The 20,081-nt window shown below is 46.5% G+C and carries 23 protein-coding genes and 1 riboswitch; of the genes, 11 read left to right on the top strand and 12 right to left on the bottom strand.

Annotated elements, in window-relative coordinates:
- Positions 1–14: 14 nt before the first annotated feature.
- A complete protein-coding gene (locus CES79_RS00655) occupies positions 15–1,004 on the bottom strand; it encodes an NAD(P)/FAD-dependent oxidoreductase (RefSeq protein ID WP_089136013.1) in 990 nt (329 codons plus the stop codon).
- 20 nt (positions 1,005–1,024) lie between these two features.
- Positions 1,025–2,044 (bottom strand): PrsW family intramembrane metalloprotease, encoded by a 1,020-nt coding sequence (locus CES79_RS00650; protein ID WP_089136012.1) that lies wholly within the window; start codon positions 2,042–2,044, stop codon positions 1,025–1,027.
- Between the two features lie 251 nt (positions 2,045–2,295).
- Between CES79_RS00650 and CES79_RS00645 the strand changes: the two genes are divergently transcribed.
- A complete protein-coding gene (locus CES79_RS00645) occupies positions 2,296–3,255 on the top strand; it encodes a nucleoside hydrolase (RefSeq protein WP_089136011.1) in 960 nt (319 codons plus the stop codon).
- Between the two features lie 194 nt (positions 3,256–3,449).
- On the opposite strand, the gene CES79_RS00640 is transcribed toward CES79_RS00645, so the two are convergent.
- From CES79_RS00640 to pyrF, 4 genes are read right to left on the bottom strand one after another with little or no spacing between them, the layout of a single operon-like run.
- Positions 3,450–4,250, bottom strand: coding sequence for a Cof-type HAD-IIB family hydrolase (locus CES79_RS00640; RefSeq protein WP_089136010.1), 801 nt, complete (start codon positions 4,248–4,250; stop codon positions 3,450–3,452).
- A gap of 50 nt (positions 4,251–4,300) precedes the next feature.
- Positions 4,301–5,113 (bottom strand): Cof-type HAD-IIB family hydrolase, encoded by an 813-nt coding sequence (locus tag CES79_RS00635; RefSeq protein WP_089136009.1) that lies wholly within the window; start codon positions 5,111–5,113, stop codon positions 4,301–4,303.
- Between the two features lie 18 nt (positions 5,114–5,131).
- Positions 5,132–5,776, bottom strand: coding sequence for an orotate phosphoribosyltransferase (gene pyrE / locus CES79_RS00630; RefSeq protein WP_054653716.1), 645 nt, complete (start codon positions 5,774–5,776; stop codon positions 5,132–5,134).
- Between the two features lie 3 nt (positions 5,777–5,779).
- Positions 5,780–6,493: an orotidine-5'-phosphate decarboxylase gene (gene pyrF / locus CES79_RS00625; RefSeq protein ID WP_133286366.1), complete on the bottom strand. Its 714-nt coding sequence runs from the start codon at positions 6,491–6,493 to the stop codon at positions 5,780–5,782.
- 267 nt (positions 6,494–6,760) lie between these two features.
- Here pyrF and CES79_RS00620 point away from each other — a divergent pair, with 267 nt between their 5' ends.
- The 5 genes from CES79_RS00620 (at position 6,761) to CES79_RS00600 (ending at position 11,337) form a co-directional block, all read left to right on the top strand.
- Positions 6,761–7,993 carry an MFS transporter gene (locus CES79_RS00620; protein ID WP_089136008.1) on the top strand — a complete coding sequence of 411 codons (1,233 nt, stop codon included), beginning with the start codon at positions 6,761–6,763 and terminating at the stop codon, positions 7,991–7,993.
- Between the two features lie 56 nt (positions 7,994–8,049).
- A riboswitch (TPP riboswitch) is annotated at positions 8,050–8,139 on the top strand.
- A gap of 108 nt (positions 8,140–8,247) precedes the next feature.
- Positions 8,248–8,820, top strand: a complete 573-nt coding sequence (locus CES79_RS00615; RefSeq protein ID WP_054653712.1) for an ECF transporter S component — start codon at positions 8,248–8,250, stop codon at positions 8,818–8,820.
- A 15-nt stretch (positions 8,821–8,835) separates the two neighbouring features.
- The gene (locus CES79_RS00610) at positions 8,836–10,275 is read left to right on the top strand and encodes an ABC transporter ATP-binding protein (RefSeq protein WP_089136007.1); all 1,440 of its coding nucleotides are present in this window, start codon (positions 8,836–8,838) and stop codon (positions 10,273–10,275) included.
- A complete protein-coding gene (locus CES79_RS00605; RefSeq protein WP_054653705.1) occupies positions 10,272–10,928 on the top strand; it encodes an energy-coupling factor transporter transmembrane component T family protein in 657 nt (218 codons plus the stop codon). Before CES79_RS00610 ends, CES79_RS00605 begins: the two co-directional genes overlap by 4 nt.
- Positions 10,929–10,986: 58 nt before the next feature.
- The gene (locus CES79_RS00600) at positions 10,987–11,337 is read left to right on the top strand and encodes a hypothetical protein (protein WP_089136006.1); all 351 of its coding nucleotides are present in this window, start codon (positions 10,987–10,989) and stop codon (positions 11,335–11,337) included.
- A 105-nt stretch (positions 11,338–11,442) separates the two neighbouring features.
- Here the strand turns inward: CES79_RS00600 and CES79_RS00595 are convergent, their stop codons facing one another.
- Positions 11,443–12,039, bottom strand: a complete 597-nt coding sequence (locus CES79_RS00595; RefSeq protein WP_089136005.1) for a hypothetical protein — start codon at positions 12,037–12,039, stop codon at positions 11,443–11,445.
- A 99-nt stretch (positions 12,040–12,138) separates the two neighbouring features.
- On the bottom strand, positions 12,139–12,786 hold the full coding sequence (locus CES79_RS00590; protein ID WP_054653698.1) for a C40 family peptidase: 648 nt from the start codon (positions 12,784–12,786) through the stop codon (positions 12,139–12,141).
- Between the two features lie 293 nt (positions 12,787–13,079).
- On the opposite strand from CES79_RS00590, the gene CES79_RS00585 reads away from it, so the two are divergent.
- On the top strand, positions 13,080–13,268 hold the full coding sequence (locus CES79_RS00585; RefSeq protein WP_089136004.1) for an LBP_cg2779 family protein: 189 nt from the start codon (positions 13,080–13,082) through the stop codon (positions 13,266–13,268).
- Between the two features lie 87 nt (positions 13,269–13,355).
- Here CES79_RS00585 and CES79_RS00580 read toward each other — a convergent pair whose 3' ends face one another.
- Positions 13,356–13,850: an O-acetyl-ADP-ribose deacetylase gene (locus CES79_RS00580; RefSeq protein WP_054653696.1), complete on the bottom strand. Its 495-nt coding sequence runs from the start codon at positions 13,848–13,850 to the stop codon at positions 13,356–13,358.
- Between the two features lie 11 nt (positions 13,851–13,861).
- Positions 13,862–14,056: a hypothetical protein gene (locus tag CES79_RS00575; RefSeq protein ID WP_054653694.1), complete on the bottom strand. Its 195-nt coding sequence runs from the start codon at positions 14,054–14,056 to the stop codon at positions 13,862–13,864.
- Between the two features lie 108 nt (positions 14,057–14,164).
- Between CES79_RS00575 and CES79_RS00570 the strand changes: the two genes are divergently transcribed.
- Entirely contained in the window at positions 14,165–15,004 is an 840-nt protein-coding gene (locus CES79_RS00570; RefSeq protein ID WP_159459431.1) for a DegV family protein, read from the top strand.
- A 225-nt stretch (positions 15,005–15,229) separates the two neighbouring features.
- A complete protein-coding gene (locus CES79_RS00565) occupies positions 15,230–16,468 on the top strand; it encodes an MFS transporter (RefSeq protein WP_408005818.1) in 1,239 nt (412 codons plus the stop codon).
- 90 nt (positions 16,469–16,558) lie between these two features.
- On the opposite strand, the gene CES79_RS00560 is transcribed toward CES79_RS00565, so the two are convergent.
- Entirely contained in the window at positions 16,559–16,891 is a 333-nt protein-coding gene (locus CES79_RS00560; RefSeq protein WP_089136001.1) for a hypothetical protein, read from the bottom strand.
- Positions 16,892–16,907: 16 nt separating this feature from the next.
- A complete protein-coding gene (locus CES79_RS00555) occupies positions 16,908–18,074 on the bottom strand; it encodes a hypothetical protein (protein ID WP_054653691.1) in 1,167 nt (388 codons plus the stop codon).
- A gap of 132 nt (positions 18,075–18,206) precedes the next feature.
- Between CES79_RS00555 and CES79_RS12790 the strand changes: the two genes are divergently transcribed.
- Both CES79_RS12790 and CES79_RS00550 read left to right on the top strand, forming a co-directional pair.
- Positions 18,207–18,359 (top strand): hypothetical protein, encoded by a 153-nt coding sequence (locus CES79_RS12790; RefSeq protein WP_159459430.1) that lies wholly within the window; start codon positions 18,207–18,209, stop codon positions 18,357–18,359.
- 403 nt (positions 18,360–18,762) lie between these two features.
- Complete coding sequence (locus CES79_RS00550) at positions 18,763–20,040, top strand: O-acetylhomoserine aminocarboxypropyltransferase/cysteine synthase family protein (protein ID WP_089136000.1); 1,278 nt, start codon at positions 18,763–18,765, stop codon at positions 20,038–20,040.
- Positions 20,041–20,081: the final 41 nt, after the last annotated feature.

Genomic DNA, 20,081 nt, shown 5'->3' with positions numbered 1-20,081 from the left:
GTCTTTTATAAACGTTATTTTTGCCGAATGATCGATGATGAATGCGCCGGTCCCCGACGATTCGGGTACAATTTTGCCATAATTGAATTAATGGCAATCGGGGCTTCACCATAAGCTGTGGCGATCAAAGCCTGCTTACCGGGGTAAGTCACGCTGTCACCAATGGCGTAGATGCCAGGAACGCTGGTCTCCATCTGAGTGTTGACCTTAAATAACCGGTGATCAGTAGCTAAGTCGATGTCCCAGCCATCAACGATCTTGTGGTCGGAAGTAAACCCATAGCTCACGATCACATCATCGACTTCAATCGTTTGCGTATCATCAGACCGCATCTTCTTGATGGTCACTAACATGCCGCTAGCCGTCTTTTCAATCGCCTTGATCATATACGGTGTTTGAATATCAACGGTCGAGTTCTTCACCTGGGCAACCGTGTGTTCCAAGGCGCGAAACTCATTGCGCCGGTGAACCAGGTGAACGGTCTTCGCTACCGGTTCCAACATCAATGCTTCATCTAAAGCTGAATCACCACCACCGGCGATCAATACCCGGTGGCCCTTAAAATGCTCTAAATCAGTAATCGCATAAAAAAGTGATTTACCTTCAAACTCCTTCACGTTATCAATAACTAGTGGCCGCGGTGAAAATGAGCCGTTACCAACGGCGATTACCACCGTTTTTGAATGAGTCACTTCTTTGGGGGTCGTTACAGTAAAGCCCTCTGGCGTCTGCTCAATGTTAGTGACGTTCTGCTCCGTTTTAACATCAACCGGGAACTGCTGAAACTGTTCGATCTGCCGGTTGATCAACTGCTGTGCTTGAATATCGGGAATCCCGGCGACGTCCAAGATGCGCTTTTCTGGATACAACGCACTGACCTGACCGCCAAGCACTGGTAAACTTTCGATCAACTGCGCAGAAGCTTCGTGTAATCCCGCGTAAAACCCCGCAAAAATACCGGCGGGGCCACCACCAATAATTGTGATATCATACTGTTTATCCAACTTCGATTCCTCCATTTATCTTAATTAATAATTCGCTGTCCCTGCAAGGTGCGGACTTCCCGTAACCCCGCGTCGATTAGGACAAAGATTGCAATCCAGCCGGCAATGATGATCAGCCATTTTTGAATGTCAAAGGCGGCCAAATACGGTACCGGTGCCTGCCAATCCCAGCCGGCATGTAGTAAAATCGCCAGCAAGTAGAACCGTAAAAACTTGGGTCGAACCATCGTTTTGCCCTTAACTGGTTTATGACGCCCCTTAGCGAGAATAATCGCTGCGCCAATAATTGCGGACCAAATGGTATGCGTGCCAATGGCTTGCCAGCTTCTGACAAAGAGTGTGACCAGCCCAAATTCACCGGTATAGCCGGAGGTTTCAAACACCGCAAAACCGGCCCCAACGCAGGCACCGATCAACATGCCATTGAAAATATAATTGACCCTAAAACTATTAATAAAATAGCCGATGATCAGTAATTTAGCCGTTTCTTCGATAAACCCAATGGCCAGCGCGGACATCAGATCCACGCCATTTCCAGACGGAATCAGCTGATACAAGACCATGGTTGCCACCAGTGATGCAATGCCACCAATCAGGAAAACTTCCGTGGCCTGAAAAACGGAAATATTTTTGTAAACGTTAATTTCAAAAAACATAATTGCCAGTGAAAACGGCACTGCCAACGACCCAATAAAAACCATTCCGGGAACGGCTTTATCGCTGTGAAAAACTAGGAATAACAACGTCAATAAGCCAAAACTCAGCCCCAATAGTGCTAGCACCCGTGAGAAGACCCACGGCTTAACGGGGGCCGAGGAAACTTCGGCTAGACTTGGCGTCGTCGTTTTAGTGCCAACAATAAATAGCGCATCCGCTTGATCTTTATCATGACGTTTAAAGACTTCCGAAAACATCCGGAATAAATGGATCTCAACCGCATTATCATCCCCGGTCCACTCATTCAGTTCTTTGGTAGCATCGTCCAGGAGGTTTTCACGACGCTTCTTTTTCAATTGTTCTTCCGATAAATTTTGAGTCATAATTCCCTCCAAATTCATGAATCTCTGCTGACACTGAATAAAAATATTGTACCACATGTCACTATCCGTACGAGTTGGATCGACTTAAATTAACGGTGGCTAAACCCCACCGATACGGTAACTATACCTGAATATCGCCGTAAATTTCTTGTATTTCAATGATGCATCATTTATCATTAAAGAGTATAGTACAGCGCTTTCAATAATATCAACGAGTGACTGGGTATAAGTTACTCAATGGAGGTTTTCTGATGGCTACAAAAAAAATGATTTTGGATTTGGATACTGGTATCGACGATTCAATGGCAATTGCCTACGCCTTAGCAGCACCCGATGTTGATCTGATTGGTATCATCGGTTCATATGGTAACGTCTACGTTAAGGAAGGCGGCATCAACTCACTGAAGATTTTGGAATTACTTGGTGCGCCTGACGTTCCTGTCTACCTTGGCGAAAGTCACTCCCTTACAAGTGACCACTTCGACCGGATGCAGGTCAGTGCTCGTATTCACGGTGAAAACGGAATCGGCCAAGTGGACTTACCAGAACCTAAGCGTCAATTAGAGACCACTTCCGGTGTCGACTTCCTGATCGATTCAGTCAAAAAGTATGGTAAAGACCTCACCTTGGTTCCAACTGGTCCAATGACCAACTTGGCTAAGGCATTGGAAAAGGCCCCTGAAATTGCGACTGAGATCGGTAACGTCACCTTCATGGGCGGTGCTTTGACCGTTGAAGGCAACGTCAACGCGTATGCCGAAGCCAACATCAATCAAGATGCTGAAGCAGCTAACGCGGTCTTCACTAGTCCGATGCAATTAACCATGGTTGGTCTGGACGTGACTTTACGGACCCTTTTGACCCGTAAAGAAACCTCGCAATGGCGTGAGCTTAATACCAAGGCTGGGACTGCCTTTGCTGACATCGTTGACTACTACATTGAAGCCTACGAAGAAACCAACCCCCAAGTACCAGGTTGTGCTTTGCATGACCCACTGGCCGTTGGGGTCGCCTTAGACCCAAGCCTCGTTACTACTCTTGGCCTAAACATGTTTGTCTCAACTGACAAAGAAACCTATGGCCGGACAATTGGTGACCAAGCCCGCTTGGATCAACCAAAGACTAACGTGAACGTCGGTATCAACGTAGATGCGGATCGTTATCTGGCAACCTTTATGAAGTACCTAACTGGATTATTCGCTAAAAACTAGAGTGTGAAGAAAGCCGGGTTGCTCCCAGAACCTAACGCAATTAATCGGAAAATCCCGGTTTTGGATTTTGTGATTAATTGCGTTAGGTGGCCGAGAGCAGGCTTTCTGAACACGTTTACTCAATAGATATTTAAAGCAGTAAAAAAGGGACTCAGGGGAAAAATCATTTTCCCTGAGTCCCTTTCATTATCTATTTAATCTAATTTAAAATACTTATCCACAAACTCAGCCACACCGTCTTCTTCATTAGTGCCAGTGTGATACTTCGTCATAGCGGTAATTGCTGGCTGTGCATTTGCCATTGCCACACCGATTTCGGCGCTCTTCAGCATGCCGGCATCGTTTTCGGCGTCACCAAAGGCCATAAGGTTGCTTTCATCCCAGCCAAAATGCTGCAGTAACGCATGCAGCCCGACTGACTTATCGGTTGTGGGGCTTAAGAATTCCAGAATATGCGGTTGCGAACGGGCAACGTGATACTGTTTTTTAAGTTCAGGGGTTAAACCGGCCACCATTTTATCCAAAATAGCTGGTTTTTGAGCAGCCACTACTTTGGCGTAGAGCTGATCAGGCAACTCATCAAAGGTCATGGGTTCGAATTTAATCCCGCCACCCAGCTGATAAGTTGATTTAACCAGATCCGTAATCGGATAAACCTGGTCAAAGTTCAAAATATCCAGTGGAAAATCGTTGGCCTTACTGAATTCGTGTAACGGAACTAAATCAGTCTTACTCAAGCCCTGTTTAGCCAGGTTTTTCCGGCTGGTATTATTGATCACCAAAGCCCCGTTAAAGGTAATCGTAAAATCAGCGGGATCCGTCAGCCCCAGCTGTTCAATATAGTGCCAAATGGCATTGATCGGTCTGCCAGTGCACAAAACCACTTTAACACCCTTCGCAGACAGTTTCTTTAAGGCCAGTTCGTTCACCTTACTGATTTTTTTATCGTTGGTCAGTAACGTATTATCCAGATCCAGAGCCACTAATTTAATCATCTCATCCACCTCGTCGTTAAAATTTTCACAATAGGTTTAGTATAACTCATTTAGCGCGATTTGAGAAAATCTTCCATCACGGCGAGGACCCCGCTGTCGTTATTCGTTAACGGCGTAATTAGATCAACCTGCTGTTTAACCGACTCCGGCGCGTTTTTCATAACGTAACCATAACGCGCTTTTTGCAGCATTTCGACATCATTGCCACTGTCACCAAAGGCCAGCGTTTCACTGTAGTCGATCTGCCATTGATGCTGTAATTTGGCCAGACCATACGCCTTATTTACGTGGGGTAAAATGACATCGATACCGCCCAGACCACTGGAGGTCGCTCGTAACTGGCCTTTAAACGCCTGGTTAACTAAAGCTTCCTGTGCTGAAACGTCAAAGGCTGGCCAGGTAATATCAATCTTATAAATCGCATCGGTCACTTCCGCCAGATCCATGACGTGGGTTAAATTACCGTAAAAATAACTCGATTGTTTAAACCGTTTGGCGACTGGCAGGATTTCCGTCCAGGCGGCCTGACGACCCGAAAACAGCACCCAGGCGTGCTTGAATAAGGGCTGGCTGCTCATCCAGTTTAAAAAGGCCTTCAATAAAGTATGGGGAATCACGTCTTCACTGATGGTCTGCCCATTTGACACAATGTGGGCGCCATCTTCAGTGAGATAAGTAATGTCGCCGGTCAACCCGGTAAAATACTGCGGTAAATGTGGGTACTGATTGCCGCTAGCAACTACGAAGCGGACTTTTTGGGCCTGCATGGTGGTCAGTAATCGCTGAAATCGTGGCCGGTCATAGTCACTGTGATCATTTAAAAAAGTCCCGTCCATATCAGCCGCAATTAATTTGATGGCCATTCAATCATCCTCCGTGACTTATTTCGTTTTAGTTGGTACCCAGTGCCAAGGATCCTTGCGCCACTGCTGCAGCGAATTCAACTCTGTCTGGGTAATATCATGGTTTTCGTTTGCCAGCTGAATCAGCGTACTGTAATTGGTCAGGGTATGCAAGGAAAGCCCGGCGTTAGCAAAGTTAGTCGCACTGTCTGGTAATTCATACGAAAAGATACCCAAAACGCCCAGCACTTCTGCGCCCATTTTTTGAACCGCCTTAGCAGCCCCTAAAACACTGCCGCCAGTCGAAATTAAATCATCGATCAAAACCACTTTATCCGTTGGCAAGACTTGACCCTCAACTTGCTTGCCGGTCCCGTGATCTTTCGGTTTTGACCGGACGTAGCTCATGGGCAGGCCCAGTTTATCGGCGACAATGGCAGCGTGGGGAATACCAGCCGTTGCGACGCCGGCGACCACCGTTGCTTCAGGAAAGTTAGCTTTAATGTAAGCTGCCAGACCGTCAGCAATATGCGTCCGCACCGCTGGAAAAGCAATCGTTCGCCGATTATCCGTGTAGATTGGTGACTTAATTCCGCTGGCCCAGGTAAAGGGCCGCTTGGGCGACAACGTCACCGCATTGATATCGATCAGGTCTTTAGCAATTTGACGCGCAATTTCTGTCATGATTTATTTCTCCCATTCTTGTGCAATTTTTCCGTACGCAGCCACTGGATCAGCCGCTTTAGTGATCGACCGGCCAACCACCAGACCATTACTGCCTAATTCGGCAGCCTGCGCTGGTGTGACGACCCGCTTTTGATCATCCGCACTGTCACTTTCTAGCCGAATCCCAGGATTGATGCAGAGAAAGTCATCGCTAGTTGAACGGTGGATCATCGGGTCTTCGAGCGCTGAAGAAATCACGCCGTCCGCCCCACTGGACTGCGCCAGTTGCGCGTAATGCCGTACCGATTCCGTTAAACTGGCATTGACCAGCTGTTCTGCACGCATCTGTTCTTCAGAAGTCGAGGTCAATTGCGTAATTGCCAGCAACTTAGCCGGCTTAACCCCGGCCTTTTGACTGCCCCGCAGTAAGCCCTGTTTTGCTCTACGCATCATTTCTGCACCACCGGCCGCGTGGACGGTCACCATGGATACTTCCTGCTGGCCCAGCTGATACATGGCCTGTTCAACGGTGTTGGGAATATCGTACAGTTTTAGATCAAGAAAAACCTGAATGCCCCGTTTCCGTAATTCAGCCAGAATTTTTGGCCCTTCGAAGTAAAATAATTCCATCCCAACCTTCACAAATAACTGGTCTTGATGCTCGAATCGGTCCAGAAAAGTGAATACTTGATTTCGGTCCTCAAAGTCTAATGCAATAATGATGGGTCGCATAATTTTCTCCTTTCAATCCAGAAAAAAACCGTCTAGCTCGAGCGCTAAACGGTTCACTGGTCCCACTAAAAGTGGTCTTCATCCGTAAACTTGTTAGTCTCTCTGGGCTAAGTTAAAGATATCTTGCATTGAGTTTACATCAGTTCGCCGGTCACCGTCAAGATATCCTTGTATTCGTCAACGAACTATGTCACAATACCCCCAACGGTTAGAACCATAGCCGCAAAAATAACAAGTGCCTGTGAGCACTCATTTTGGAGGCAACTGAATATGGAAACAACTGCACGACACCACGCGCTAAGCAAGAACCAAAAGTGGACGATTGCTTCTACCTCGGCGGGATTTGCACTAGAGAACATGGACGTTTTATTCCTCTCCTTTGCACTTTCTTCCATCATCGCTGATTTACACATCAACGGTGCGCAGGCAGGGCTGATTTCATCGATCACTAATTTGGGGATGCTAGTGGGCGGTATTTTTTTTGGCATCATCGCTGATTGTTTCGGACGCGTCAAAACGTTTACGTACACCGTCTTTATTTTTGCTGTTGCCACTGCTGCCATGTACTTTGCTAATAACATTACCTTAATTTATCTCTGCCGCTTAGTTGCCGGTATTGGCGCTGGTGGTGAATACGGCGTCGGTATTACCCTGATTGCCGAAAACTTCAGCCATCACAAAATTGGTAAAATGACCTCGATTGCGGCCATTGGCGGCCAAATTGGGGCAATCCTCGCCGCTATTACAGCCGCCCTGATTATCCCCGCATTTGGTTGGCACGCCCTGTTCTTATTCGGTCTCATTCCAGTAGGCCTGACGTATTTCATCCGTCGACATTTACATGAAAGTGACGAATTTCTGGCAGCCCAAAAAGCCGAAACTGACCCCAATAAACGGGTCCGCATCAGTGCCTTATTCAAGACGCCAAAACTGGCCTATCAAACCACTGCTCTGAGTGTAATGGTGATCGTCCAAATTGCCGGCTACTTTGGCTTAATGAACTGGCTGCCTTCCATCATGCAGCAAAAGCTTCATCTCAGCGTATCTGGCTCTTCCATTTGGATGATTGCCACGATCGTTGGGATGAGTATCGGGATGATGACGTTTGGCAGCATTTTAGATTACTTTGGCCCGCGCCGAGCATTTGGTATCTTCTTAGTCTGCGCCGCCATCTCCGTTTTTAGTATCACTCTGGCCTTCAACGAAGTCACCTTACCCCTGGCTGGTGCTGTTCTTGGCTTCTTCTCAAACGGGATGTTTGGCGGCTACGGTGCGGTGATTTCTCGCCTGTATCCAACTGAGGTCCGTTCCACAGCCAATAACGTGATTGTCAACGTTGGTCGGGCCATCGGTGGTTTTTCCAGTGTTGCCATTGGTTTTTTGATGGACCATTACAGCTTGATCGTCGTCATGGGCTTCCTGTCCGTGCTGTATATCATCAGTCTTTGCACCATGCTCACGATTCCTAATTTGAAAAAATTAGGCCGTGCTCAGATGCGCTGATGAACCAGCACCGTTTGCAAAAGCAGGTAACTCCGTGTACACTTTAATTTAGAACTAAACGTTATCTGGGGTGCCTTTTGGCTGAGATACACCCATTGAACCTGATCTGGATAATACCAGCGAAGGGAGCATAATGCATTCATTTTTCGATTAATAAAAGAAGCCAAAAGGACGAGTCAAAGATAAGCGTTTATCTTTGACTCGTTTTTAGTCTGGAAAACATTTAGTTACTAAACGATGGAGGCTTCATACTTATGAAATATTCAAATGCTTGGCATTTACGCGACATTATTCTATTAACCTTAATTGCGATCTTCTTTGGGGTCATTTACTGGATTGTCGGCCCGGTCTACAACCTGTTAACGGTTGCCTTAACACCAGTTGGTCTGGGACCCGCAGCTAACGATATTTTAATGGGGATCTGGGTCATGGCCGGTCCCTTATCCGGTTACATTTTCAAAAAAGTCGGCTCAGCGACTTTAGGTGAATTCTTAGGTTCAGTTGTCGAAATGTTTCTCGGCGGTCAATGGGGTGCCAGCACCATGATTTCTGGTATCGTTCAAGGCATCGCTTCAGAACTTGGTTTTACCTTTACCGGCTATAAACGCTACGACTGGTTTAGCTTAAACCTCAGTGTGCTGACGACCACCATCGTCACCTTTGGCTGGGACATGATTCGTAACGGCTACGCAAAGTACAATATCGGTTTGCTGATTGCACTGTTCGTTATCCGCCTGATTTCAACTTGGATCTTCGCTGGTGTGCTGACTAAGGCAATCGTTAAATTACTGGATCGGACACATTTGATGCAGACCCAAGCCCGCTAGAATTGAGGTAACTTCATGGCAACTATTGCGGTCAATCATTTATCATTTTCCTACCCGACCGAAGATGGTCAAAACCCGTTAACTTTAAACGATCTTTCAGCCACCTTCCCTAGTGGCGGCTTTTCACTGCTCACGGGGCCTTCCGGTTCGGGAAAGTCCACCCTCATGAAGATCATCAGTGGTCTTTACCCAAAATTTAGTGGTGTCATTACCGCGGGTGAAGTTCGTTTAAACGACACCAAGATCAGTGACATTCCGGAAAGTGACCGGGGTCAGCTGGTGGCGATGATGTTTCAAAATCCTAACCAGCAATTTGCCATGGACACGGTGGAACGGGAACTGATCTTTGCTTTGGAAAATCAGCAGGTCGCCCCCAACCACATGATGGCTAGAGTCGACCGGGCACTGGATTACGTTGAGATTACTGACTTGCGGCACCGGCAGCTAAACAGTTTGTCGGGCGGTGAAAAGCAAAAAGTCGCCTTAGCGGTAATCATCGCCATGCGCGCGGATACCATCCTATTAGATGAACCGTTCGCAAGCGTTGATCCGGTTGCCCGCCAACTCTTGTTATCCAAGCTGTCTCGGCTGCAGCGCGAAGAACACAAAACGATTTTGATCTCTGATCACGACTTGGAAGACTACGATCAATACATTGACCACCTGTTTATCCTGAACGGCACTGGTGATTCGCTGACTTTGCTTGATCAGACCGCCGCACAACAAAAAATGGCTGCCTTTCAGCGTCAGGATACTTCCAATAAACAACTGCAATTGCCAGCAACCACTGATCAAGCCGTGATTGCCGCGCATCAGCTGACCCTCACCGCGGGTAACGCGACCCTGCTTAAACAGCCGGCAATAAACTTTTTCAAGCATCACATCACGCTGCTAACGGGCGCCAACGGGACCGGCAAATCAACCCTGCTGCTCGCAATTTCTAAATTGCACCAATACGCTGGCTCGCTGTTACTGAATCAAAATGAAGTTGCTAAAATGCATCGTAAACAGCTCTATCAGCAAGTGGCGTTAATTTTTCAGGATGCGGATCAGCAATTCTTAAACGTGACGGTCGCAGAGGAATTGGCGCTGTCCCTCAAAAACAGTCAGCAGCCAGCGTACTTTAAGGATCGGATACCAGGCTTCTTAAAACAGCTGCATTTAGAACAGCTGCAAGAGCACGTGGTTTACACCTTAAGCGGCGGTCAGAAAAAGAAGCTGCAGATCTTAGAAATGCTGATCATGGCAACCCCGGTCGAGCTGTTCGATGAACCGTTTACCGGCCTTGATTTCACTTCATTGCAAACCGTTATGGCAATCATGAAGACCGTTGCGCATGACTGCCAGCAGACCATGGTCATTGTTAGCCATCAGCTGTTCGGCCTGGATGCTTTGGTCGACTATCACGTAACGCTTAAGGATCGACAATTACAGTATGTGGGGGGATTAGCGTGAACCCGAGTTTTAAATTCTTATTAGCAGTGCTGATTGCACTGGAAATTTCTTTCACCAGTACTTGGATCGTGAATCTTGCACTGGCAGTAATTGGGCTGCTGCTCATTCTCACCAGCCGCCCCACTTTCAAACGACTCATCCTGTTGTTCTTTGTGCCGTTGATCCCAGCTTCGGCTCTGGCAGTGGCGATTTTGCTTCAGTCAAATGCTGGTGTTCATTTTGCTTTAGTCCTGTTTACTCGGATCTACGCCTACGTGTTCGTTGGTTCAGCAGCCACTTTGACCACCACCGTTTCTGATTTGGTGATGTCTTTAGAGCAAAACACCCACATTCCCAGTAAGTTTGCGTATGGCTTTTTAGGTGCGTTTAATTTGTTACCTAAAATTGTCAGTGAAGTTAACATTATTCGGGCCGCTGGTAACATGCGCGGACAGGCCCTGCACGTCTGGTCACCACAGTTGTATTTTAAAGCGATCCTGGCTTCCTTAGACTGGTCAGAAAATCTAGCCGAAGCCATGACATCACACGGCTTTTCGGAAGAAGCTCCCCGCACCTATTTCAAGCAAATTCGTGTCCGCTGGTGGGACTGGCTCGTTTTGCTCGGCAGTCTGGTACTTTTGCAAGTGGCCCTGTTTGGTTTTCATCTTCAGTAATATGATTACCGCATTTAACGTAAAAGAATTATAATATAAGTTAAAGAAGGTGATCATTATGGCTCGAAAACCACTTAAATTCACTACAGCATTTGGGGTAACCGTAATGGTACTGGGTGTACTGCTTGAATTTGGTGCATTTTTCTATCACGCAGGCAGTATGGTTAGTGCTGAGACCGTCTTTACCGGCGCCATTATGCTGACCATTGGCCACGCATTTTTCGGTATTGAAAATCTCTTTTTATCTTTGCTGTTAACACTTTTTAGTTCTATCGGTATCGGTTATTTTGTTTTGGTCCAAACCAGCAGCTGGCTGTGGACGGTGATTGCCGCTATCGCATTCTTTGCCTTTATCGTTGCGCTGTTTGGATTTAGATCATCGATTCGCGAAAAACACGGTATGTGGTAACTTGATATCAACAGATGCTACTTGAATATGTCTATTAAGTCACAAAAATAACCTGCTGGTCGTTAGTGAATAACGATCAACAGGTTATTTTGTTGTCTTTTAAAGTTAATAAGCATTACCTACGACTGTGTAAGTGGCACCGCCGTCAACTGACTTCAGCAGCTGCCCGTTGGTATTAGTCTTAAACCAGGCCACTGTTGGGCTGGTGCTCGGGTCGGCACCCTTAGCCTTCATGTTAGGTGACTGGTGATTTTCCTGCACTTGAACGGTGTAGGTCCCAGCACCCGACTGACTAAATTGAAAGGCCAGGTCTTGAGGCGCATATTGGCCACCCAACGTCTGGGAAATTTTACTGGCCACCGACTGCTGTGTGACTGCCGGATGGGCTTGCGTCATCTTAGTCTTAGCGCTGCTGGCTTTAGTTGGCTGCTGTGAAGTCGCTGGAGACTTCACTGAATGTTGATGTTCGCTGGAACTTGAAGACTGAGAAGATGCCACTGACGACTCCGAATCAGAAGATGACTGAGTGACCGAAGACTGACTTGCCGCACTGTTACTGCTGTTAACGGCCTTGTTCTTTGCAACCTTACTAGTTTTCGGCTTATTAGATGACGCCGAATGCGACTTGGTCTGTGACCCGCAGCCGCCCAGCAGCCCCAGAACTGCCAATGGTAATACGAATTTAATTACTGGTTTCATCATTTGTAATCGGCAAGCTCAGCCTACGGAGTCTGCCTCTCCCCCCTTACTTATTTACGCTCATTATAACATGCGCACAAACAGATAGGCGGATCCTGCAAATCATTCCTTAACAGTCCCAGCAAAGTCCGGCATAAAGGCGCTGCTGATGGTCTCAACACCAACGTTTTGTCCTGGTTGCGGCGCAGCTATAAACTGGTGGTTACCGATGTAGATCGCCACGTGATGGGTCCCGCCATCCGCACCCCAGAAGAGCAGATCTCCTGGCTTAGCCTGTGAGACGGGCTTCTTAGTGACCTTAGATTCCTGAGTCACCGTGTAATGGCCTAAATGAATATCGGCCACGTGCGCGTACACGTAATCCGTTAAACCGGAACAGTCCATTCCTTTTAGTGATTCACCGCCCCAAACATAGGGAATATTCATGGCAGCTAATTTCTTAGCTAAATTCACAACGGCTGTTCCGCGTGACGAATTAGCAGTCTCACCGTCATTAGTAACAGTCGCAGCATGACTAGTCGTCGTTGAATTAGCCGTAGCCGAATGCGTATCGGCTGTCTGATCAGAACGATTGGCACTTGTAGACGCAACTTTATTTTCACTATCATGATTTTCAACAGCATCGTGAGCTGCTTGAACAGCTTCTTGATGAGGTAAAGCTTGGATCGTGGCAGCTGATGCTGTGGTAACCGTAGCACCAAATAAGGACACGGCAGCTGTGAGTATCAGTAAACTATTTGTCATTTTCATAAGTATCACCTCATGTTAAGTATTTAATAGTATTAATAATACAGGAAGATTATCACGAAAAGATTACAGCCGAATTGAGTTTGTGTAACAATGATCTTTTGACATCGCACTTTTGGCTGGTTACTTACACCGGTCCCCCTTTAGACACTGTCATTACTGATTTTAATTTCCCTTAATGGCGGTTCTTTTACGAGTTGCGCCCTAATTCTTTGGTGCACTCGCTAAAATCGTATATAATGAAGTATAGGCATTAGTTGTGTTTAGTTTTAAGTCATATCAGGTGGAGGTATATTATGGAGCAAGAAGTTAGCGGTATTGCGGAAAAAATCATTCAATATCAAAAGAAACATAATCTTACAGATACTGAACTGGCCTTAAATCTTCACATTACGGTTGAAAGATTACACAATATCAAGTCACAGGAAAGTGACGCAACGACTGAAGAAGCCGCGGCATTGAATCATTTTATCGGCGTCAACTAATTCGTCGCTAGCATTCAAATAATTAAATGTTATGCAGTATTAAAAACAGCCTGTCTATCAGTTTTTTCTGATAAACAGACTGTCTTTTTACGCTAACATCGCTTTTTCAAACGCCCGATAAGTACCTTCATCAAAGGCCACCATAGTGACCTGAAGCGCTGCCTCAAAATTGCGAATGGTTGATACGCCAATCTTACAGGCTTTGTCTAATGGATAGCCATAGATGCCCGTACTGATCGATGGAAAAGCCACCGTCTGGCAATGATTTTCCACCGCTCGTTTTAAACTATTCTCATAGCAGTTTCGCAGCAACTTAGGTTCTTCAAACGACCCGTCGCGCCAGATTGGACCCGCCGTGTGGATAATGATTTTAACCGGCAAATTAAAACCGGGCGTCACCTTAGCCTCTCCCGTTGGACAGCCATGCAGCTTACGACAGGCGATATCCAGCTCTGGTCCCGCAGCCCGGTGAATCGCGCCATCAACGCCACCGCCACCAACCAAACCGGTATTGGCCGCATTCACAATAGCATCGCCCTTGAATTGCGTAATGTCGCCTTGAATCAAGTTTAAATCAGCCATTTGATCACTCCTTATCTGGTTCTTCTCGACCACCAGTGTTTCTTTTTAGACTTCGCTTGCGGCCGTTTTTGCTTACCCAGCCGTGCCATGCCCACCCGCATTGGATTAGAGGCCAAATCGTTAAGGTTCAGCGGCGTCTTTGCGGGGGTGGGTTGATCTTGCGTATCAGAATTTTTCGATTCCGTCATTTTAAACCCGTCTTTCATGTTTTATACTCATTTTACGGTATAATTAAGTATACTGCCAAATTTATTATTGGTGAATGACGATGCCCGATAGTTAATGGCATTGATCTTTTTAAAGAGGTGGACCTATTGTCTATTCAAATCGTAACGGATTCGACCGTGCAGCTAACGCCTGATGAACTGGCAACCTTACCGATCACAGTTGTGCCGCTGGTCGTCCGTTTAGGTAAACAAGAATTTTTAAATGATGGTATTCAAATTACTAATACTCAATTTCTCAGTCATCTAGTGAATGACGACGAACTCCCTAAGACTAGTCAGCCTTCAATCGGCCAATTTTTAGAAGTCTTTGATCAGCTTGGTCAAAATGGTGATGAAGTCCTGTGTCTCAACCTGACTCATTTTCTGAGCGGGACCGTCAACGCTGCCCGGCAAGCCGCCGACATGTCCGATACCAAAGTCACCGTTGTTGACTCGCTTTCAATCGACCGTGGCCTGGCCTTTCAAGTGATCACCGCTGCCAAACTCGCCAAAAATGGTGCGCCACTGGAGACCATTCTTAACGCCATTGACCTGCACCGTTCTCACACCGAAATTTACGTGTTTCTCAACACCCTTGAAAACCTCATCCGAGGCGGCCGTATCAGCAAAGCTGCTGGTGGGATCGCCAATCTGTTAAACATTAAGGTTATGGCGGAGGTCAAAGACGGCGAGTTAAGAGTAGCCGCTAAGGGCCGTGGCAAACGGTTCATTCGTAAGGAAGTGGATGAACTAGTCGACCGCATCCAGACGGTGGCCCCGGCTAAAGTTGGCCTTACTCACGTGGATAATCTCACTCAAGCCAGTGAGGTCGCTAACCGTATCAAATCAGCGCTGCCAGATACCCTGGTGACCATTCATGAAGCCGGCCCAGTGATCAGCACGTATACCAGCGTGGGCGCACTGGCGATTGAATTTTATACTGATTAACCGAATCATCGCATTATGAAGCTACAAATAAATCACCTTATCGAGAAAGCCAAATTGGTTTCCTTGATAAGGTGATTTTTCTTTGAGAAATCAAGAATTTATTTTCTAATTTTGACCAGTCTTTTCACATCGTTCTGTGATATAACAGATATAATTCACTCACTAACAGTGTTAAATCTTATTAAATCGATCATCAATGATTCATTCTGAAAGCCGGTCATTATCTTGAACGTTTTTCGCAGTACCTTCTCTTCACTTCGAAATCGAAACTTCCGTTATTTTTGGTTTGGTCAAATCATCTCGGTGATGGGCACTTGGATCCAACGCACCGCCCAGACTTGGCTCGTGTATCAAATGACCAACTCGGCATTTCTAGTCGGTGTTTTGACCGCTTGCCAATTCATTCCGATCCTATTGTTGACGTTGATTGCCGGCACCGTGATTGATCGCCACCCAAAAAAATTGATCCTGCTCACAACTCAAACTGGGTTCCTCATTCTGGGTGTCATCATGACCATCCTGGTCTACGCCAAAATCATCCAGTATTGGCAAATTTTGTTAATTGCGATCCTCCACGGGGTGCTTCAAAGTTTTGATACCCCCACCCGTCAGTCCTACGTTGTGGAACTTGTCGGCCAAAAGGATCTGATGAACGGCATTTCGCTTAACTCCACCGTTTTTAACTTAGCCAAAATTGCTGGACCATCCCTAGCCGGCATCCTCATGGTCAAATTTAGCGTTGGCTTCTGTTTTCTCGTTGACTCAATCAGCTACCTAGCCGTGTTACTGGGTCTATTCTTGATTCAGCAGACGCCAGCGTTAATCGCCAAAACTCAAAAACGCTATCTTTGGAAAGACGTCAAGGAAGGCCTCGCCTACGTCTGGCAACACGCTGCCGTCCGTATGAGTGCCGAATTAATGATCATTGTCTGCACACTCAACTACAACAATAACGTCATCATCCCAATATTTGCGAAAACCGTGCTCAATTCTGGCGCGCAAACCTATGCCAGCCTGCTATCAGCCACTGGCATTGGCTCGTTGATTGCAGCGTTTCTGATGAGTTACCTTTCCCGCTTTGGCCTGCAACGCAATATCTACCTGGCAGTGGGACTGGGAACGGCTACGCTACAAACGTTAATGATCTTTGTTCACACTTATCCCCTGGCCATCGCGATGATGGTTGCCATCGGCTTTTGTAACATGGTCTTTCTCAATCAATCAAACGCCTCGTTTCAATTTTCGATTCCCAACGGTCTGCGTGGTCGGGTAATGAGTATCTATGTGTTGCTTAACCAAGGAACTACGCCAATCGGCAGCCTGTTTGTCGGCAGCGTGATGGACGTCTTCTCCGGAGCATGGGGATTCCCATCTTGCGGTATTCTGGCATTATTGTTACTGATGCCGGTCTTGTATTTGAACAGGAATCTAGTCAACAAGTGGCTGCATCCCACTCAGCAATAATTTTATGAGGACAGCAGAAAATCAACTAAAAAAACCAATTCTCAGTATAAAATTGAGGATTGGTTTTTATCTGTCTTATAAGAATTGTTACTACTGTCGCTTCTGCTTCACAGCCTGATTACGCTGACTATTTTCTGCGTGCTGCCGTTTTTGCTGTTCTTTTTTGACCCGTTCGATTCGTTCAGCCTCAGCCTTTTGTGCTTGTTGCTTCGCAAGCGATTTGAGCTTGTAATAGTTATAGAGTGCGACCAGCGCAAACCCAATGATCACTTGAAACGGAAAGGCAATCAGGGTCGTTATCGAATAGGGCTGATGCGTGAACTGCGGTGCCAATAAATCATACAAGATTAACAAAATGACCATGGGCACGATAATTTGCATCGTGTCTTTGAACCACTTAGGTAGCTGCTGCCATTTTTTCATCAACGGAGATTACCTCCTAAAGTTCACCTTGATTACGTAGCTGTTTCTCAGTTAACATGGCGTCCAAATAATCAAACGCAACTTCATCAATATCACTTAATTCGATGAGTGTTCCCATCGTGTCGATGACCGTTCCCTGTTCAACTAAGTGAAAGATAATCTCGTTGCCGCCAAATTTACTGATGTAGCCAACGACATTGTCATCACCGTTCAACTGGAGCCGAATGACCCGGTGGAATTTACTAGCTTGGCTTAAGACCGCCTGAAAGAGGTTATCGGTGCCGTCAAACAGCCGTTCATCGTTTAACTCCGGCTGGGCAACAACGCCCAACGTCTGGTCCAACGTCATGTAAGTTTTCATCACTGCTAAATAGTCAGATTGGGTCGTCACTTGTGCGATAGCGGTCAGCCTAACTAACCAATAACCGCCAAACTGGCCGGTCATATCAATCAGATTAATCACAACGCTGTTTTCACCAATCGTATTGACCCGGCCAACGAAGAACATCCCTTCGTCTGCCACGGGATTAATGGAAATCAACTGCTGAGTCTGCTCGGCCTGGTGCAGCACCGCGGCAATCTCGGTCAATCTGGTCACTGACATTTTTTTAACGGGCGTTAACGTCTGCAGATAGCCCATAGCAGCCGTCTGCAGGGTCAGTTCCTTACCTTCAAACTCAATTAACGCAACATCCTGATGTTTGAAAGTTAGTAATGGGTGTTGGCTGAGATCAAATTTATTGAAAATCTGCAGGTCAAAATCTTGTTCTGCGATTCGGGTGACTTCACCTTCGTGCAGTTCACCGCTCTGCTTATCCAAGACCATGATGGCCGTCTCATCCGCCATAGCGGTCGCCAATACTTGCCGAATCAGTGGGCGTTTTAAATTAAATTCAGTTGTCATCCGACCAAACGTGAAGAAGTGTTCAGCCGTCGCGTTTTCGATCCGAAACCGCATGTTATCGAGGTCATCGCTTTCAAACTCAACCAGTTCAATCACCTCAAAGGTGAGATAAACCGCGCCGTCTTCGCTGCCGGTATCGTCGAAAGTCGTTAAAATAATCCCCGCATCGTCCACAATATCAACGTACCCCGTATAAACAACATCTTGTTTCACTTGATAAACGTTGACTAATGCTTTGCGCTGCAAGGCATATTGCAGATCGTTCATAATTGAATTCATTGCGCACCACCTCTCTGTTCGTTGATTTCATCTAGTATAACACTGAAACTTTACGCTATTTCAAGTTTGAAAACAATCGATTTGCGTTAAAATGTAATTAAAGTTTTGTTTCAATAATGAGGAGGCATGATGATGCCAGAAAAGCCACGTAAACCCTATGTATATCACAGCATGCCAAAGATCAAATTGAATGTTAAAACGCCCCCCAGTTCAGGCGGCATGATGGATTGGGGACCGCTCTTTGGCTGGGTCAAATCACTATTTACCAAGAAGCCGAAAAAATGACCCCCTACTGCTAAATCTAAAAAAAGATTTGACTTCTAAATTAAGACCGTCTATATTAGATGGTAATTAGAAAATGAAATTCTGATGGGAGTAGTACCCAATGCGACTTTACCCAGCGACCTGCAGTTAGTGAAAGGCAGGAAAAGTTCAATTTGGCGAATGAACCCGCAAATGATGGTTAGCTGTTCACGCAACTGACCCGCAAGGATGCGTTACCATCCCAGACATCAAAAGGTGTCATTGAGGCAGTTCATGTGAGTGAATTGCGAAGATGGGTGGTAACACGGCGTTCGTCCCATACTAAGCTTTAGGCTTGGTATGGGACGAACGCTTTTTTCATTTCTAACACACATATTTAAATAATGGAACAGCTTTATCAATACTAATTTAGGGAGAGATCAATATGACGGAAAAGCAATTACATTTTGAAACAAAACAGGTACACGCAGGTCAAGTTGTCGATGAAACGGGTGCGCGCGCAGTGCCGATTTACCAAACAACTTCTTACGTTTTCAAGGATGCTGCCCAAGCGGCTGGCCGGTTTGCTTTAACTGATCCAGGTAATATTTATACCCGGCTCACCAACCCAACGACAGCCGTGGTTGAAAAGCGGGTCGCTGCCCTTGAAAACGGGACTGCCGGTGTCGCTTTAGCAACCGGTGCCGCGGCGGTAACAGCCGCTGTTCAAAACGTCTGCAACCAAGGCGATAACATCGTCTCAGCCAGCACCCTTTATGGCGGAACTTATGATCTATTCAGCGTCACCCTGCCTAAACTAGGCATCACCACCACCTTTGTCGATCCTGATGACCCGCAAAACTTTGCCAAGGCCATCGATGACCATACCAAGGCACTGTACATTGAAACCATTGGTAACCCCGGCATTAACCTCATTGATATTGAAGCCGTAGCCAAAATTGCCCATGACAATGGCATTATTCTGATTGCCGACAATACCTTTGGAACACCATACCTGATTCAACCGCTAGACCATGGTGTTGACGTGGTCGTTCATTCAGCAACGAAGTTCATTGGCGGCCATGGTACCAGCATGGGCGGTGTCATCGTTGAAAACGGTAAGTTCGACTATGCCGCATCGGGCAAATACCCTGACTTTACGACACCGGATGCATCATACAACGGCTTAGTTTGGAACAATCTAGCACCCGCAGCATTCACAACTAAGGTTCGTGCCCAAACCTTACGTGATACGGGGGCCGCTATTAGTCCGTTTAACTCATTCTTACTCATTCAAGGACTAGAGGACTTATCGTTGCGGGTTGAACGCCACGTGGCCAACACGGAGAAGATCACCCGGTTCTTAAACGACCATCCAAAGGTTGCCTGGGTAAACTATCCGGATCTTGAAGACAGTAAGTACCACGCTTTAGCCAAGAAGTACTTCCCTAAAGGCACCGGCTCAATCTTCACACTGGGACTTAAAGGCGGTGAAGCTGCGGGGAAGAAATTAACCGAAAGTCTTGATCTATTCTCCTTACTCGCAAACGTTGGTGATGCTCATTCACTCATCATCCATCCAGCATCAACGACCCACGCTCAGCTCAATGAAGCACAGTTAAAGCAGACCGGTATCACACCAGATCTCATCCGGATCTCGGTTGGTATCGAAAACGTGGACGATCTGATTGCCGATTTGAAACAGGGGTTGGATAAGATTTAGTTCATTATTAAATGAAGGATAATTTGTCAGATTTAAAAGAC

It is taken from the genome of Secundilactobacillus silagei JCM 19001 (genome assembly GCF_002217945.1).
GTDB lineage: Bacteria > Bacillota > Bacilli > Lactobacillales > Lactobacillaceae > Secundilactobacillus > Secundilactobacillus silagei.
This window is presented reverse-complemented; position numbering and strand designations above follow the sequence as displayed.

Excerpts from the sequence above, each read along its gene's own strand:
- pyrE (WP_054653716.1), bottom strand. The coding sequence starts at position 5,776 with ATGACAGAAATTGCGCGTCAAATTGCTAAAGACCTGATCGATATCAAT.
- CES79_RS12790 (WP_159459430.1), top strand. The coding sequence starts at position 18,207 with ATGCCAGAAAAGCCACGTAAACCCTATGTATATCACAGCATGCCAAAG.
- CES79_RS00590 (WP_054653698.1), bottom strand. The coding sequence starts at position 12,786 with ATGAAAATGACAAATAGTTTACTGATACTCACAGCTGCCGTGTCCTTA.
- CES79_RS00615 (WP_054653712.1), top strand. The coding sequence starts at position 8,248 with ATGAAATATTCAAATGCTTGGCATTTACGCGACATTATTCTATTAACC.
- CES79_RS00585 (WP_089136004.1), top strand. The coding sequence starts at position 13,080 with ATGGAGCAAGAAGTTAGCGGTATTGCGGAAAAAATCATTCAATATCAA.
- CES79_RS00560 (WP_089136001.1), bottom strand. The coding sequence starts at position 16,891 with ATGAAAAAATGGCAGCAGCTACCTAAGTGGTTCAAAGACACGATGCAA.
- CES79_RS00610 (WP_089136007.1), top strand. The coding sequence starts at position 8,836 with ATGGCAACTATTGCGGTCAATCATTTATCATTTTCCTACCCGACCGAA.
- CES79_RS00645 (WP_089136011.1), top strand. The coding sequence starts at position 2,296 with ATGGCTACAAAAAAAATGATTTTGGATTTGGATACTGGTATCGACGAT.
- CES79_RS00640 (WP_089136010.1), bottom strand. The coding sequence starts at position 4,250 with ATGATTAAATTAGTGGCTCTGGATCTGGATAATACGTTACTGACCAAC.
- CES79_RS00600 (WP_089136006.1), top strand. The coding sequence starts at position 10,987 with ATGGCTCGAAAACCACTTAAATTCACTACAGCATTTGGGGTAACCGTA.
- CES79_RS00575 (WP_054653694.1), bottom strand. The coding sequence starts at position 14,056 with ATGAAAGACGGGTTTAAAATGACGGAATCGAAAAATTCTGATACGCAA.
- CES79_RS00635 (WP_089136009.1), bottom strand. The coding sequence starts at position 5,113 with ATGGCCATCAAATTAATTGCGGCTGATATGGACGGGACTTTTTTAAAT.
- CES79_RS00555 (WP_054653691.1), bottom strand. The coding sequence starts at position 18,074 with ATGAATTCAATTATGAACGATCTGCAATATGCCTTGCAGCGCAAAGCA.
- CES79_RS00580 (WP_054653696.1), bottom strand. The coding sequence starts at position 13,850 with ATGGCTGATTTAAACTTGATTCAAGGCGACATTACGCAATTCAAGGGC.
- CES79_RS00550 (WP_089136000.1), top strand. The coding sequence starts at position 18,763 with ATGACGGAAAAGCAATTACATTTTGAAACAAAACAGGTACACGCAGGT.
- CES79_RS00650 (WP_089136012.1), bottom strand. The coding sequence starts at position 2,044 with ATGACTCAAAATTTATCGGAAGAACAATTGAAAAAGAAGCGTCGTGAA.
- CES79_RS00620 (WP_089136008.1), top strand. The coding sequence starts at position 6,761 with ATGGAAACAACTGCACGACACCACGCGCTAAGCAAGAACCAAAAGTGG.
- CES79_RS00595 (WP_089136005.1), bottom strand. The coding sequence starts at position 12,039 with ATGATGAAACCAGTAATTAAATTCGTATTACCATTGGCAGTTCTGGGG.